Below are 14,469 nucleotides of genomic sequence, written 5' to 3'. Positions count from 1 at the left end.
TACCCCTCTTCACCCTGATGGAGCGCCCGGCTGCTCGGCCGGACGAACGCCAGTGTGTGGCCGCCGGGAACCGCCTGGGACCAGGGATCTCCCTGGTTCGGGACCCCCAGTCTTGGCTGGCCGGGTGTCCGCCGGACGCGCGGCCGGGCCGGCGCTGGAGCGATCGTCGCCGGGGTCCGACTCACGACGGGGGTCGGGCCGAGGTGTAGGCCGGCAGCGGCAGCGGCTCGTCGCGCAGGAACGCGCGGAGCAGCGCGTCGTACGCCTCCCGCTGGCCGGAGGTGATGTCGTGTCCCGTGTGCGGCAGGTAGACCAGGGTCGCCTGCGGCAACGTGCGCCGGTATTCGTACGTTTCCTCCCACGGGACGAAGTCGCACTCGCCGCGCATGATCAGCGCCGGCACCCGGGCCTGCCGGAGCGCGGGCCGCGGATCGGGGATGCGGGCGAAGTCCTCGACCGTCAGTTGGTTGACGTAGAAGCCCTGGTGGTTGTCGTGCACCTTGGCGGGTGCCGAACCGGGGCAGCGGGCGGTGTCCTTGCCGAGCACGGCGACGGCGTGCATCAGCGCGTCCGCCTCGTCGTCGCCGACGAGCGCGTGCGCCGCGTTCGGGTTGACGCCCTGCAGGACCGCCTGGGCGACGACCCGCGGCGAGGCGAACAGCTCGTCGCGCTGCCGACGCTGCTCGGCCGGCATCCGGGCCCAGGGGTCGCCGCCTCCGCCGTCCGGGTAGGCGCCCGCCCAGATCGGGCCGGGCGAGGTGAACACGACCCGGGCGACGTGCTGCGGGTGGGCCGCGAGATACTGCGCCGCGAGCGAGCCGCCCCACGACTGCCCGACGAGAACGACGCGCTCGGCGCCCAGCTCGACACGGATCGCGTCGAGGTCGGCGACCTGCCGGGCGACGGTGTAGCCGGTGACGTCGGCGAGCCGGGTGGACCGGCCGGCACCGAGCTGGTCGTAGGCGTAGACCTCGAAGCCGTCGGCAGTGAGCAGGGCACCGACGGCGGGCACCCCCTCCCCCGGGGTGCCGGGGCCGCCGTGCAGGAAGAGCACGGGCGTCGGGCGGGGCGTGCCGGAGGCGGCGGCGTGGACGTACGCGATCCGTGATCCGGTGGGCAGGTCCCAGAACCGGACGCCGGCGGGCGGGGGCGGGGCGGCCGGGTGCGGGCCGGGCCGGAACACGGTCACGGCGGCGAGCCCGGCGACGGCGACGGTGACGGCGGCGGCCAGCACCGTCGCGGCGCGGCTCCGGCGTCGTACGCCGAGCAGCGCGAACGCGGGCCGGGCGAGGAGCTGGGCGACGGTGCCCAGCAACACGAGCCCCACCGCGCACAGCAGCGGTATCCAGGCGGTGACGAGCGCGGTGGCGACGAAGCCCGCGCCGCCCACGGTCACGGCGGTGGCCACGGCGACCGGCAGCAGCAGGACGCCGATGCTCCGGCGAACAAGGGAACGAACCATGAAGATCATGCTGGCCGGTGCCGGGCGCAGGCGCGTCGTGCCACAGGACGGCTTCCACGCGCCCCACCCCCGCCTCGCGGCGGGGTCCCGACCGGCCGGGCGGCCCGTACCATCGGGGTATGCGACGCTGGGCCCCTGACCTGGGCGACACCTGGGCTCCCGGCGCCGTGGCGGTGTCGCAGGCGCTGTGGTGGCTCGCCGCCCGGCCGGACCCGCGGCTGGCGCCCGGCGTCTGCGCCGTCGCCGTGGTCGCCGTGGTCGCGCTGCTCTACCGCCGGCGGGTGCCCGGCCCGGCGCTGGCCGGTGCCGCCCTGGCCACCGCGCTGGCCGCCCCCGTCGTCGGGGCCGCCCCGGCCGGCCCGGCCGCGGTGCTGCTGACGGCGTACGCGCTGGTGGTGCACCGCACGGCGGCGGTTTCGGCGGCCGGCGTCGCGGCCGTGGTGGCCGGGTTCGCCGTGACGGCGGCGGCCTCCGGCGCGTCGGCGCGGGCCACCGTCGCGACCGCGCTCGTGCTCGGGGCCGTGGCCGCCGGGGTGTGGGCGGTCGGGCGGTTCCGCCGTCGGGTCCGCGCCGACCGGGCCTCGGCCGAGGCCTTTCGGGCGGCCGTGGACGGGTTCGCGCCGCTCGCGGTCGCGCAGGAACGCCGGCGGCTCTCGACCGAGCTGCACGACGTGGCCGGTCACCGGCTGACCGCGATCCTCGTGTCCGCCGGTGCGGCGCTGCGCCTCGCCGACCCGGTGCTGCGGGAGCGGGCGATCGAACACGCGATCGGCGCCGGGCAGGCGGCGGTCGACGACCTGGACCGGGTGGTGGCGTCGGCGGGGCGGGACGACGAGGTCGGCATCGAGGCGGTCGACCAGCTGGTGGCGGGCCACCCGTGGGTGCGCTACGAGCGCACCGCGCGGGTCGTCCCGCCGGCGGTCGCGGCCCTGGCGCACCTGATCGTCCGCGAGGCGCTGACCAACCTCATGCGGTACGCGCAGGGCGCGGCGGCGACGGTGCGGATCACCGCCGACCCCGGCGGGTGCACCGTGACGGTGCTCGACGGGGGTGGCAGCCGCGCGGCCGGCGACGTGGGCAGCGGGCTCGGCATCGCCGGGCTCCGCGCCCGGGTCGAGGCGGTCGGCGGCGACCTCGACGCCGGGCCAGCCGGTCCGGGATGGCGGGTCCGGGCCAGGCTGCCGTGGCGGCCCGGGGAGGCACCGGGCGCCGCGCCAGGGACCGGAGCGACGCCGCCCGTCCGGGCGACGACGGGAGCGCCGCCGGGCGTCCGGATGTGGGCCGGGGCCGGCGCGGCGGTCCGGGACGGGGCGATGGTCGTCCTCGCGCTCGGGCTGTCCACGGGCACGGTGCTGCTGCCGGGCGGGGACGGCCCCGATCCGCTGGCCGCACCGATTCCGGCGACGCTGCTGGTCGCGCTGCTGGTGCTGCACGCGCTGCCGTTGGCGTGGCGCCGGCTCGCGCCCGGCGCGGCGCTGGTCGCGGCGTTGACGGTCCAGGTCGCCTGGCTGGCCGGCACCGCTGCCGGCTGGACCCGGCACGACCCGGCGGAGACGTTCCTGTGGTGCTGGTGGGTCGAGCTGGCGCTGGTGTACGCGGTGGGCGCCTACCGGCCCGCAGCCAGCCTCGGGTTCGCCGCGCCGTTGGCGGTGGCCGCCGTCGGCGGAGTGGCCCTGGGCGCGGGCGCCGACATCACCGGAAACCGTGCCGCGGCCGGTGCAGTGCTGGGCGTCGTGCTCGCGATACCGCTGGTCGCCGCCTGGCTCGCCGGCAGGCTGGTGACGACGCGGCGGTCCCGCCGGTCGACCGCCGAGGCCGCCGCACGGGAGACCGTGCGCCGGCACGCCGACAGCGCGGCGCGGGGCGAGCGCGCGCGCATCGTGGACGACCTGCGCGCGAGCGCGCGGCTGCACGCCACCTCGGCGCTCGCCGCGGCCGAGGCGGGCCGGCTGGACGAGGTCGCGGCGCAGGCCCGCGCCGGCCTGGTCGCCCTGCGACGGCTGCTGCACGGGCTGCCCCAGGACCGGCCCGACCCGCCGCCCGCCGTCGCCGCCCTGTCCGACCTGGCGGCGCGCCGCCGGTCGGCGCTGCGGTTCGTCGGCGAGCCACGGTCCCTGCCCGCGCCCCTGGAGGTGGCCGCGCACCGGGCGGGCGCGGCGCTCATCGCCGACGGCGCGGTGGCCACGGTGACGTACGTCGCCGGCGGGATCGGCCTGGAGGTCCGCCGCTGCCCGCCCGTCGGTGCGGAGGTGCTGCGGTCGCTGCGGGATCTGACGGACGCGGCCAGCGGTTCGGTGGCGGTCGACACCGACCGCACCACGGTCCGCGTCTGGTTGCCGGAGGCGCTGCGATGATCCGGGTCATCGTCGCCGACGACGAGGCCACGGTGCGCGCCGGCATCGCCGCGATCCTCGACGCCGAGCCGGACATCGCGGTCGTCGGCCAGGCCCACGACGGTGACTCGGCCGTCGCGCTCGTCGCGTCGACCACTCCCGACGTCGCCGTCCTGGACGTACGCATGCCAGCCCGCCGGCCCCCCACCCCGGGTCCGCCGGTTCGGGGGCTCCGCCCGGAGGGCCCGCCCTCGGGCCGGCCGACCTGCGCCGACGGGATCGCGGCGGCCGCCGCGATCGGGCAGCGGCATCCGGCGACCCGGATCGTCATGCTGACGACGTTCGGCCTCGACGAGTACGTGTTCGCGGCGCTACGGGCCGGAGCGGCCGGGTTCCTGCTCAAGGACGCGGAGCCGCAGCGGGTCGTCGACGCCGTCCGGGTCGTCGCCGCCGGGGACGCGATGCTCGACCCGGGGGTCACCCACCGGCTCATCGACCGGTTCGCGACCGGGCCCGGGCCCGAGCACGCCGCACGCCTCGGCGGGCTGACCCCCCGCGAGACGCAGGTGCTGCACCAGGTGGCACGCGGGCTGTCCAACGCCGAGATCGCGGCGGTCCTGGGCATCAGCGCGTCGACGGTCAAGGACCACGTGGCGGTCGTCCTGGGCAAGCTGGGCGTGCGCGACCGGGTGCAGGCGACGATCGCGGCGTACGAGGGCGGGCTGATCCGCCCGGGGGTACGCGAGCAGCAGGCCCCGGAATCGTCGGGGCACCACGGGTCTCCACCGTCGAAGGGCCGGCTGCTCGGATGAAGGTCCGGCCGGTCGGCCATGCCGCACCCGGCCCCCACCGCCCCGTCGACTCCCTGAGTCACGCGTGGCTGTCGGAGATCGGCTCTCTGGTGCGTTCCTGCGGCGAGGCTGGCGCGGCGGCTCCACGAAGCAGGGTCCCCGGCACACGCCGGCACCGGATCTGGTCAACCGTCAGTTCACCGCCGACGGGCCGAACCGGCTCTGGGTCGCCGACGCCACCCGCATCTCCTGCGGCGAGGGCGTGTCGTACTCGTCGACGATCAGAGCTGCCAAGTCGATCTGCACGTCGGGCAGCGTACGTGAGCAGTCGCCTCCGATGCTGCCGCGCCTTGACGGCGGCAGAGCGCGCCCTGGGGGGGCAGATCGCCGACCCGGACGCGCTGGTGACCGGGACCGCGACGCAACCGGGTCAGGGGTTGTCAATCTTGGTCAGCGTGGTGACCTCGCCGTTGGTGGTGGTGACCGCGACCAGGCCACCCTGCTTTCCGGCCAGCCACTTCGTGAGCTCGGACGCAGAGATCCAGTGACCGGCGCCGGCATGCACCGAGACGATGCCGTCCCCGCCGCCGACGTTCTCCCACGACGTCAGCTTCGGCGCGGACCGGACCGGGATCGTCACCTTCGTGTGGCTCTCGACGATCTGGTACGGGTCGCTGCACCTGATATCGCTCAAGTCGATTTTGAACTGCTTGCAGTAGTCCGCACTGGCCATCACGAGCACCGGCTGAGCCACCGCGGAGTGCGCGATCGGATCGTACGAGTAGAGCTCCACCATCGGCTGGCTGGAGCCGTTCGTCGGATCGGTGAAGTGCGTCGGCTGACCCACCACCGGCGACCGGAGATCGACGTCCGCGAAGGTCACTGTGGCGTCCCCTTCGGTCGTGTCGTTGAGCGCCCCTAGCACGACCCGGCCCGCGACGAGCTGCGGGTCGGTGACCGGCATACTCAAGGCGGGTGTGCCGTCGACCGTCACCTGGCCGTGCCGTTGTGCACGGTGATGCCGGTCCGGTGCGTCTGCCCGACCTGGAACGCGCTCGAGGTGACCCGCTGCTCCGAGTTGAACCCATTCCCCGAGCTCTCGTCGATCCCCAGCCGGATCTCGTTCTCGCAGAACGAGGCTACGTAACCGTGCTGGTCGACCAACCGGAACCAGAACACCGCGCAGGCGCCCTTGGTGACGATGCCGACGTCGACCGCGATCGTCTGGTCGCCGGCGAACGAGTCCTGCGGCAGCTCAGCGGAATGCCGGCGGCGAACCCCGCGCGGGCCCGTCAACCTTCGCGATAGCGTTCATACGGAATCTGGGTGGAACAATCGGTCCTGATCGTTGAGGATCGGCGGGTGTCCGTTCCCGTACGTCAGATCCGCGCCCGCTACTCGGCGGCCACCGTCACCGTCTACCAGGCGTACCCGCCGCAGATCGCGCTGCCGGCGGTCGCGGCCGGCCGTTTCGTCGCCCCGTTCAAGCGGGACCGGATGACGTGGATCAAGCCGTCATTCCTGTGGATGATGTACCGCTGCGGCTGGGCCACCAAGCCAGGGCAGGAGCGCGTGCTGTCCATCGACATCACGCGCGAGGGGTTCGAGTGGGCACTGACGCGAGCCTGTCTCAGCCACTACGACCGCGACGTGCACGGCGACAGGGCGACCTGGTCGCGGCTGTTGAAGACCAGTCCCGTCCGAGTGCAGTGGGACCCTGAGCGGTCCCTGCGCCTGAATGCTTTGCCATACCGGTCGCTGCAGGTCGGCCTGTCCGGCGAGGCTGTCGACCGGTACGTCGACGACTGGATAGTCGCCGTCGCGGACATCACCCCCACCGTTGAACGAGTCCGGGACCTGCTGAGCCGCGGCGACGATCAGGCAGCTGCAGATCAACTGCCCGTCGAGCACGCCTACCCACTCCCGGATCGGATCGCCGTCGGCCTCCACACCAGCCCGGACGTCGCCGCCGACGAGGACCCTGAGCGACAGCAGTGACAGTGCATCAGAGACGACCCGCCCAGCCGCCCCCGTCGCAGCCGGACAGGACGCGCCCCTCAGAGGGCGGTCCGCAGTAATTTGGTCCTATCTATGTGTTGAGTCCGGTTGGTGGCCTTCCGGCGGGTTTGCTATGGATGGCGGCAGGTCGATGGGATGAATGTGAGTTCTGGTCGTGACCGTCGGGCGGATGGGGCGTTAGCCCGGTCATGGGTGATCGAAAGCGGTATCCCAGTGATGTCACCGACGAGCAGTGGGAGCTGATCGGACCGTTCCTGCAGGCCTGGAAGCCAAGCGGGTCGCGGTCTCGGTGTCGGGTCGTGAGGGTGACTACGACCTGCGGGAGATCGTGAACGCGATCTTCTACCAGAACCGGACCGGATGTCAGTGGGCGTACCTGCCGCACGACCTGCCGCCGAAGTCGGCCACCTACTACTACTTCGCGCTGTGGCGTGACGACGGCACCGACCAGGTGATCCACGACCTGCTGCGCTGCCAGGCCCGGGAGAAGGTCGGCCGTCGGGAGGATCCGAGCGCGGTGGTGTTGGACACCCAGTCGGTTCGGGCGGCGAACCACGTCCCGGCGGCCACGACCGGCAAGGACGCCGGGAAGAAGGTGTCGGGGCGTAAGCGGGGCCTGGCCGTGGACGCGTTGGGGCTGGTCATCGCGGTCGTGGTGACCGCGGCGTCGGTCACCGACAACGCCATCGGCATCCGGCTGCTCGACAAGGTCGTCGCACACACCCCGACGGTGACCTGCGCCTTCGTCGACGCCGGGTTCAAACAGGACCTCGCCCTGCACGGCGCCGTCCTGGGCATCGACATCGAGGTCGTCAAACGCTCCGACACCCGGCCCGGGTTCGTACCGATCCGCAGGCGGTGGATCGTTGAGCAGACCTACGGCTCGCTGATGCTGCACCGCCGACTCGTGCGCGAGTACGAGAGCCGACCCGAATCCTCGACGTCACGAACACTGTGGGCGTCGACGGCGATCATCGTGCGCCGGCTGACCGGGACCAGCACATCGTCCTGGCGGCACCGGTGAACCTTCCCACGGTTCTCGACCTGATCGCCGGACGCGAGGCCACCACACGCCACACCGCCGACCGGCTCCGCGAGCAGATCACCACGCTCACCGCCGAACTCGCCCACGCCGAGCGTGAACTGGCCGATCTGGCGACCACCCGCACCACCCTACGAGGGCTCGCCGCAGCCGAGTTCACCGCCGACGACCCGACGATAGCCAGCAGCCCCTACCAGCAGATCCTGCACGTCCTCACCACCGAGCCCGCCGGCATGCGCGCCAAGAGCATCTGCCTCGCACTCGGCGTCGAACCTCTACCGAAACATGTCGAGAGCACCCGCGCGAAGCTGAAACGCATGGTCAACCGCCACGTCCTCACCGAAGACGAACCCGGCGTATTCACCCTCGCTCCGAGACGGACGTAATCCTCCGAACCGTCCTCTCAGCGTCGACTGTCAGCTCACCGCAAGTCGATGTCGACCTGATGCGCCGCAAGCATGTCCAGCAGGTACTCCAGCGTGGTCGCCGGACCCAGTAGACGCCGGTCGTAGCCGGTGAGGAGGTGTTCACGGGCGACGGCCGAGTCGTGCCACACCAGCCGGAACGGTGTCTGAGCTCCGAACCTTCCGCGTAGGCAGTCATTGAGGGCGTCGAGGTTCCACCCGAAGTATCCGCCCGGTCCGTTGATGGTCTCACCGATCGCGCAGTAGAACCCTTCGATGTCGGTCACGAAACGACCGTCGAGGTCGTACGTGACACCTGCCGACCGATCCGGTGCAACAGTTCGGTGGGCGAGAGCCACGCCCGCCCAGTGATGGCGTAACTCCCGGTCGTAGCCAGCCCACAGATTCCTCTCAGCGGGCCTTCCGGTGTGCCAATGCTCCAGGATGCCGAGGATCCCCGTCGGCATCGGCTCCCCCATGTCGCTGCTGACCGTCACGTCGAGGAGGCCGGCACCGATCCGCGAAGGCTCGCTGGCATCGACCGTCCCGGACAGCATGGCCCCGATGACCTGGCTGGCCGAGCCGTCGGCGGCGACCGCGTACACCTCAGCGCTGATCCGACGGCGACGCAGACCGGCCTTGGTCGACTGGCCGAGCGCATCGAGTTTGGTCAGCAGGGGAGATTCCGGCCGGCAGCCGAGGAGCCGCACCTGCGTCACCGCGGGCGCGGCCTGATCGCGGAACACCCCGGTGACGTCCCGACACGTGCCGTAAGGCTCCCCGTCCGGGCCCTGCAGCACGAACTCGGTCACCTGCCCGGGACGGATCACGGCTTCCGTGCGGTCGTGGACGTGGACGAAACCGCTGAGGTCGATGTCTACGGTTCCCGGCATGGTGGCGTTCGGGCGCTGCGCCAGCACGACGACGTCGCCGAGATCCTGGCCCCACCAGTACGGTGGCGGGGACGCTGTCACGAAGACGTCGCCCAGCCAGGCATGCTCCGTGCCGAGCGCCTCGGCGGGCAGCCGATCGAGGAGGCCAGCGAGCGCGCCGGCCGGCGTGCAGCCGACGAGCGTGAACCGCTCCCGAGGCCGTGGCGGCAGGTCCACGAACAGTCCTTCGATCTCCGCGCACAGCGTCAGAGGGATATCGTCCGCCCAGGAGCCCTCAAGGTCGACGTCGCCAAGAAGCAGCCAACGCGGACCAACGGGATGTTCCCACGTCCACCGCCGCCGCTCGGGCGGCAAGACCACCCCGGGACCGACGCTCGACGTCACGCTGAGACCCTACCCGCTGTCAGCGCCACGACAGAGGCCCGTTCATAGACGGTCTTGAACCGACTGACCGACGAAAGCTCGCACTCCCACGCGTCCGCCTGAGCCGGGAGTTCCTCGTGAGGCGGATTTAGGACTCACCCCGAACGCTGACCCCGCTAGTCGTCTTGCCCCCACCGGTACCCGAAGCCCGGAAGGTCGCCGACGAGGCCGGCACCTGCCCCGACTGCGGCCGGCCCGCTGAAGAGGGAGTCTCTGGATGATCTTCGATGATGTGCGCGGTGCGTGCTCCCCAGCGGATGCCAACCCAGGCGTGCCGGTGCCAACACGGGTCACCCGGCCGACCGCTGGTCGCAAACGGGGGTTCGTGTGCTCGAGCTGTGGTCCTGGGCTGGGCAAACGGGGGTCCGGGTGACGCGGGTGAACGTGGGCCACTCCCTGCCACCCCAGGTGAACCCCCAGGTCGCTAGACTAGGCCCTCGCGCCCCCGTAGCTCAGGGGATAGAGCATCGGTTTCCTAAACCGTGTGTCGCAGGTTCGAATCCTGCCGGGGGCACCTCGAAGATCAGCAGAAACGCCACCTGAGCAGCGGATACGTTCCCGCATCGATTGATCATCCTGTGCAGCCGGATGCCACCCTGAGCCGCCGCTTGTAGCCGTCCGTGCAGAGTGCGTGCAACGATCTTGGACGGTTGGGGCGGCCCGGTTTCTCCAGGCCAGAACCCCCACAACGCGGAAGGGCCGCGGCGTCAGCCACGGCCCCATGCTCCCGTGCTCGCTCAGCGGGCGTTGCGAGCGAGAGCGCGAGTTGGGAGGTCATCGTCTCGCTCGTCGTTCCACGTGATGACTTGTATGCCGCCCAGCTCTGCTGCCGTTCTGCTGATCTCCTGTCCATGCGCTGTCGTCGTCCTGACCCGGCCTCGGCGTGAACTGGCTTTGCCAGTCCCGGAGCGCGTTCTTCAGCCGGACGTTCTCCTCCCGGAGGCTGGCCTCAGCGGCGTCCCTGGCGGTCAGCTCGTCGACGACGCGGCGCAGGAACGCGTAGACGTGTTCCTCGGCTAGGCCGCGCCGCCCGAACCCGGAGCGCCGGAACCGCAGTCGGCGCACCTGCTCGGGGACCATCGGGGCCAGTCGCGAGGCCGCTCGGAAGACTCCCACTGCCATCGAACGCTCCCATCGGGCCGCCGCCCGTGCTCACTTCCGCACGGCGTTCCTGGCCGTCGTACGTACCGTTGGTTTCCGGTCGGGTTGGCGGACCGCAGCGGCCGGCGGGGTGGCCCGTTGGAGGCCCGCCTTCTGGACGTAGATCTCCCGGCGGTCCAGGGCGTTGCCCTTCGGATCGAGGACGTAGCCGGTCAGCCAGATCCACCCGTAGTAGGTGGGTTGGTCGGGGACCGTGATGACCCGGAAGATCAACGCCCGGTCGCCGAACTGCACCGACGCCTGCCGGTTGACGTACAGCACGTCTCCCGGCTTCGGAACCACGACCGCCTGCCTTCCCTACCTTGGATTGGTCGGGGCGCCGAGGCGGGCGGGCTTCCGCTACGGCCGACACCGCGCCTCCACCAGCACCCGCCCCGGGCCAACTCAGGACACGGCGCAACGCCGCGTGATCTCGGAGGGCTGGCGGCCGTCACCGGTCAGGCGACGACCGCCAGCCCCGCCCACTGCCCCTGTGCGCCGGTGCCTGCGCAGTCGAGACAGTCGCGCCGCTGCAACCGATTCGGGTCACCCGGTGCCCGCAGGGAGCGCCGAGGGCTGGCCATCTTCCAGCCCCGCCCCTCGCACGCGGGACACGCAGCCGGTGCGGACGGCGAGGACCGATGCGGTCCCCGCTGTGGGCGCGACCCCTCCACGCACCACACGACGCGAACTCCGGTTTGCTCAGCGCCCCTCCTCGCTGAGCTCACCTCCCGGTGTGCGCGCCGACGCGGCTGCCCATGTGCATCAGCGGGATGCACATGCACAATTGCGGTGGGTGAGCCGTCCATGTAGGAGAGAGTGCCCGGGACCTACGGGACCGATCGAGGACCCGTACGTACACCTCTGGCGGACATCGAGCGGACACCACGAGGACCTGCCTTGCCGCAAGGACCTCACCCGGGCGAGCGTGGAGACAGCCCATCAGGAAGGCGTAGACGGATGGCACGAGAACGCCGCGAACCTCGCACGATGCTGGAGCACCTGATCCAGCAGAGCGACCGCACGTACGAGGAACTGGCCGACGAGTTCTCCCGGATGGACTCCCGGGCGGCGATCAGCGCCCGGCACCTCGGGCGACTGGCACGCGGCGAACGCGACCTGGCCTCATCGACCCCCGCCACCCGGCGGGCACTGCAGGCCATGTTCAACAAGTCCATCGACGAACTACAGCGCCCCTGGGCTCCCCACCAGATGACCCCTGCGCCGGAGCGACACCTTGTTGTCGACCCCACCGGCGCCGGCCCGGAAAGGAACCTCCTCGCCATGGCCGCACAACGCGCCCGTCAGTACGCCATGCTCGCCGCCGAGTCCACCAGCCCCGCCGCCATCGAACAGCTCGCCGAGGACGTGCAGCGCCTCGCCCTGGCCTACCCGCAACGACCCGTCAGCCACGTGCTGCCCGACCTGGTCGAGACACAGGACACCCTGTTCACCCTCCTGGAGCGCCGCCAGGCCCCGAACCAGTCCAGAGACCTGCACTTCCTCGCCGGCATCACCAGCGGCCTGCTCGCCAAGGTCTCCCACGACATGGCCGACCCCCACTCGGCCATGCTCCAGGCCCGCACCGCCGTGCTCTGCGCCGAGCAGGCCGGACACCCCGGGCTACAGGCGTGGCTGCGCGGCCTGCAATCCCTCGTGGCCTATTGGGCCGGTCGCTACGCCGAGGCGGTCCGCTACGCCGAAGCCGGCCGCGAATACGCCACCCAGGCCGGCGGCACCTCCGCCGTGTGGCTGCCCGCCAGCGCCGCCCGCGCCTACGCCGCCCTTGGCAACGCCGAGCAGGCCAAGGCCGCAATCACCGAGGCCGAGGACGCCTGGTCCCGCGTACGCCCCGACGAGATGGACGAGATGGGCGGCATCTGCACCTTCAACCAGCCCCGCACCCTCTACTACGCCAGCGATGCCCTGGCCTGGCTCCCCGGCGAAGCCACCGCCACCGAGCGATACGCCCTACGCGCCACGCAGGCGTACGCCGACCCGAACGACCCGGCATGGGCGTTCGGCGACCAGGCCGGCTCCCACGCCAACCTGGCCATTGCCCGCGTGGCCAGCGGGAACCTGGACGCCGCCGCCGACGCCCTGGCCCCCGTGCTCGACCTGCCCGCCGACCAGCGCATCAACGGAATCATTCACTCCGTGCGCCGCGTCCATCAGGCCATCACCCGCGCCGGCCACGCAGCCGACGCCCGCGACCTCATCGACGGCATCGAACACTTCACCCACACCCCGGCCAACGCCCTACCGCGATAGGGCAGCATCAGGGCATGCACCCGATCACCATCCCCGGCCGCGTCGTCACCCTGCGCGACATGCGCTCCGATGACGCGGCCGACGCGTGGGCAATCGTCGGAGACGACCGCGTCACCCAATGGCTCTCCTTCGACAGCCGGGACCAGGCCGCCGCCGTCGCCATGGTCGAAGGCACCATCCAACGCGCCCAGCACACCCCCCGCACCGAGTACTACCTAGCCGTTGCCGACGCCACAGACCGCATGATCGGGTTTGCGCGACTCGGACTCACCGGCCACCAGGCCGCCAAACTCGGATACGCCATCAGCGCCGACCATTGGGGCCACGGCTACGCCACCGACGCCGCCCGCACGATGGTGGACTACGGCTTCCAGACGCTGAAGCTCCACCGCATCACCGCAGCTATCGGCCCCGACAACGCAGCCTCCATCACCGTTGCCGAGAGACTCGGCATGCAGTACGAGGGCCGGCTACGCGACCACGTCTTCACCAACGGCGGATGGCGCGACTCCTTGCTCTACTCCATCCTCGCCCAGGAGTGGACCCCCGCCGCCGGCTGACGTGACGTCCGGGCCACGGAGCCGCCCGACAGCGCGCCGGTACGATCGCCGCCATGCGCGACGCCGACACGCCGCCGCAAGAATCCACCGACGATCCCTCGTACCTGGCAGCACTCACACCCCAGCAACGCGCTGACCTGATCCGCGCAGCCGCTGCCGAGGTGCGCGACCGCGTACAGGCGTGGCGCGACAACCCGCACTGGCGCAACACCCCAACCAACAGCCACCGCTACGAAACGACCATCGGCGCGATCGACGCCCTCGGCCAGCTACCCGACCCAGACACCGAGGAAGCCGTAGCCAGCCTGGCCGACGCCGCCCGGCCGGTCATCGTGGAATGGCGCCCCAGCCGGCCAGGCCCCGAACAGGCGATCTACGCAGCAGTGGAACGCCTCCGGCGGACGATAGACGCCAGCATGTAGGAGCCGGTCGCATTGCTGGGCAGCACGTTGCCGAAACAATCTCAGTAGGGATCAAGGCGCTCCGCGCGGCGCGGGCCGGGGCGCGGCAACCAGTTCCTACGGAGTCGCCCGCCCCGGCGCTGACCGCGCCGGGGCGGAGAGTCCGCCGGCCCGAAAACCCACGCTTGGCGTCATCTCCGGGTTAGTGAGGTGACCCGGAGACGAGCCTGGCTCGACCAGGGGAACACGACGAAGCCCTATCGCCGGTCGCGTCCACCCGACGAGCTTCGAATCCGCACCAGGGGCGGCCGTGGTGGAGTTGCCGAACGGAGTAACGAGGCCGCTCGGGTGTCCGGGGTCGAGGACAAGGTAGAAGGAAGGGGCGGGCCCGGAGGAGGGTGGGGGTGGGAACTGCCCACGCGTTACCGCCTGGTGGTGGAGGTGTCCAGCTTGAAGAACCGTGAAGAGTGGTCGCCCGCCGGCCCGGTTGAGGTGACTCCTCCCGCCGGTCGAGTGTGTACCGGGCCATCGGGGTCGTCATCCGGTGGCTGGGCTGGCCCCGAGGTGGGATTGCCAAACCGTTTCACGGACTATTCAGGCGGCCAGCAGACGCGCGGTCAGAGCGCCTCCGTCCGGGATGGAGCTGCCGAACGGCTCCGGTGGTGAGCGCTTGAGGAGGGGAAGCCATCCGCCCGCCACCGAACCAGACAGAGCCGAGCAGGCCAAGGCC

At 71.7% G+C, this 14,469-nt stretch carries 13 protein-coding genes, 1 tRNA gene and 1 pseudogene; 9 read left to right on the top strand and 6 right to left on the bottom strand.

The window, feature by feature from the left end; genetic code table 11:
- Nucleotides 1-181: 181 nt before the first annotated feature.
- Nucleotides 182-1,462 carry an alpha/beta fold hydrolase gene (locus ACVMYR_RS00700; protein ID WP_431898264.1) on the bottom strand — a complete coding sequence of 427 codons (1,281 nt, stop codon included), beginning with the start codon at nucleotides 1,460-1,462 and terminating at the stop codon, nucleotides 182-184.
- A gap of 119 nt (nucleotides 1,463-1,581) precedes the next feature.
- On the opposite strand from ACVMYR_RS00700, the gene ACVMYR_RS00695 reads away from it, so the two are divergent.
- Nucleotides 1,582-3,816, top strand: coding sequence for a histidine kinase (locus tag ACVMYR_RS00695; protein WP_457120853.1), 2,235 nt, complete (start codon nucleotides 1,582-1,584; stop codon nucleotides 3,814-3,816).
- Nucleotides 3,813-4,607, top strand: a complete 795-nt coding sequence (locus tag ACVMYR_RS00690; RefSeq protein WP_457120852.1) for a response regulator transcription factor — start codon at nucleotides 3,813-3,815, stop codon at nucleotides 4,605-4,607. The genes ACVMYR_RS00695 and ACVMYR_RS00690 overlap by 4 nt, the downstream gene beginning before the upstream one ends.
- A 409-nt stretch (nucleotides 4,608-5,016) precedes the next feature.
- On the opposite strand, the gene ACVMYR_RS00685 is transcribed toward ACVMYR_RS00690, so the two are convergent.
- Nucleotides 5,017-5,580, bottom strand: coding sequence for a hypothetical protein (locus ACVMYR_RS00685; protein ID WP_457120851.1), 564 nt, complete (start codon nucleotides 5,578-5,580; stop codon nucleotides 5,017-5,019).
- Nucleotides 5,577-5,882: a hypothetical protein gene (locus ACVMYR_RS00680; protein WP_457120850.1), complete on the bottom strand. Its 306-nt coding sequence runs from the start codon at nucleotides 5,880-5,882 to the stop codon at nucleotides 5,577-5,579. The genes ACVMYR_RS00685 and ACVMYR_RS00680 overlap by 4 nt, the downstream gene beginning before the upstream one ends.
- A gap of 66 nt (nucleotides 5,883-5,948) precedes the next feature.
- Here ACVMYR_RS00680 and ACVMYR_RS00675 point away from each other — a divergent pair, with 66 nt between their 5' ends.
- The 3 genes and pseudogenes from ACVMYR_RS00675 (at nucleotide 5,949) to ACVMYR_RS00665 (ending at nucleotide 8,033) form a co-directional block, all read left to right on the top strand.
- Nucleotides 5,949-6,584, top strand: coding sequence for a DUF4291 domain-containing protein (locus ACVMYR_RS00675; protein ID WP_457121276.1), 636 nt, complete (start codon nucleotides 5,949-5,951; stop codon nucleotides 6,582-6,584).
- Between the two features lie 209 nt (nucleotides 6,585-6,793).
- A pseudogene (locus ACVMYR_RS00670) lies at nucleotides 6,794-7,629 on the top strand (IS5 family transposase).
- On the top strand, nucleotides 7,626-8,033 hold the full coding sequence (locus ACVMYR_RS00665; protein ID WP_457120849.1) for a hypothetical protein: 408 nt from the start codon (nucleotides 7,626-7,628) through the stop codon (nucleotides 8,031-8,033). The pseudogene ACVMYR_RS00670 and the gene ACVMYR_RS00665 overlap by 4 nt, the downstream one beginning before the upstream one ends.
- Nucleotides 8,034-8,068: 35 nt before the next feature.
- Here the strand turns inward: ACVMYR_RS00665 and ACVMYR_RS00660 are convergent, their stop codons facing one another.
- Nucleotides 8,069-9,328 carry a barstar family protein gene (locus tag ACVMYR_RS00660; protein WP_457120848.1) on the bottom strand — a complete coding sequence of 420 codons (1,260 nt, stop codon included), beginning with the start codon at nucleotides 9,326-9,328 and terminating at the stop codon, nucleotides 8,069-8,071.
- A 480-nt stretch (nucleotides 9,329-9,808) separates the two neighbouring features.
- Here ACVMYR_RS00660 and ACVMYR_RS00655 point away from each other — a divergent pair.
- Nucleotides 9,809-9,881, top strand: a tRNA-Arg gene (locus ACVMYR_RS00655).
- Nucleotides 9,882-10,141: 260 nt separating this feature from the next.
- Here the strand turns inward: ACVMYR_RS00655 and ACVMYR_RS00650 are convergent.
- Nucleotides 10,142-10,489 (bottom strand): DivIVA domain-containing protein, encoded by a 348-nt coding sequence (locus ACVMYR_RS00650; protein ID WP_457120847.1) that lies wholly within the window; start codon nucleotides 10,487-10,489, stop codon nucleotides 10,142-10,144.
- Nucleotides 10,490-10,519: 30 nt separating this feature from the next.
- Complete coding sequence (locus ACVMYR_RS00645; RefSeq protein WP_457120846.1) at nucleotides 10,520-10,810, bottom strand: hypothetical protein; 291 nt, start codon at nucleotides 10,808-10,810, stop codon at nucleotides 10,520-10,522.
- Between the two features lie 687 nt (nucleotides 10,811-11,497).
- On the opposite strand from ACVMYR_RS00645, the gene ACVMYR_RS00640 reads away from it, so the two are divergent.
- The 3 genes from ACVMYR_RS00640 to ACVMYR_RS00630 are packed head-to-tail and all read left to right on the top strand — an operon-like array spanning nucleotide 11,498 to nucleotide 13,760.
- On the top strand, nucleotides 11,498-12,778 hold the full coding sequence (locus ACVMYR_RS00640) for a hypothetical protein (protein ID WP_457120845.1): 1,281 nt from the start codon (nucleotides 11,498-11,500) through the stop codon (nucleotides 12,776-12,778).
- Nucleotides 12,779-12,792: 14 nt separating this feature from the next.
- The gene (locus tag ACVMYR_RS00635; RefSeq protein ID WP_457120844.1) at nucleotides 12,793-13,338 is read left to right on the top strand and encodes a GNAT family N-acetyltransferase; all 546 of its coding nucleotides are present in this window, start codon (nucleotides 12,793-12,795) and stop codon (nucleotides 13,336-13,338) included.
- A 53-nt stretch (nucleotides 13,339-13,391) separates the two neighbouring features.
- Nucleotides 13,392-13,760, top strand: coding sequence for a hypothetical protein (locus ACVMYR_RS00630; RefSeq protein WP_457120843.1), 369 nt, complete (start codon nucleotides 13,392-13,394; stop codon nucleotides 13,758-13,760).
- Nucleotides 13,761-14,469: the final 709 nt, after the last annotated feature.

The sequence above is a fragment of the Micromonospora sp. PTRAS2 genome, assembly GCF_054052245.1.
Note: the sequence above shows the minus strand (reverse complement) of the source record. Positions and strands in the feature narration are given on the sequence as shown.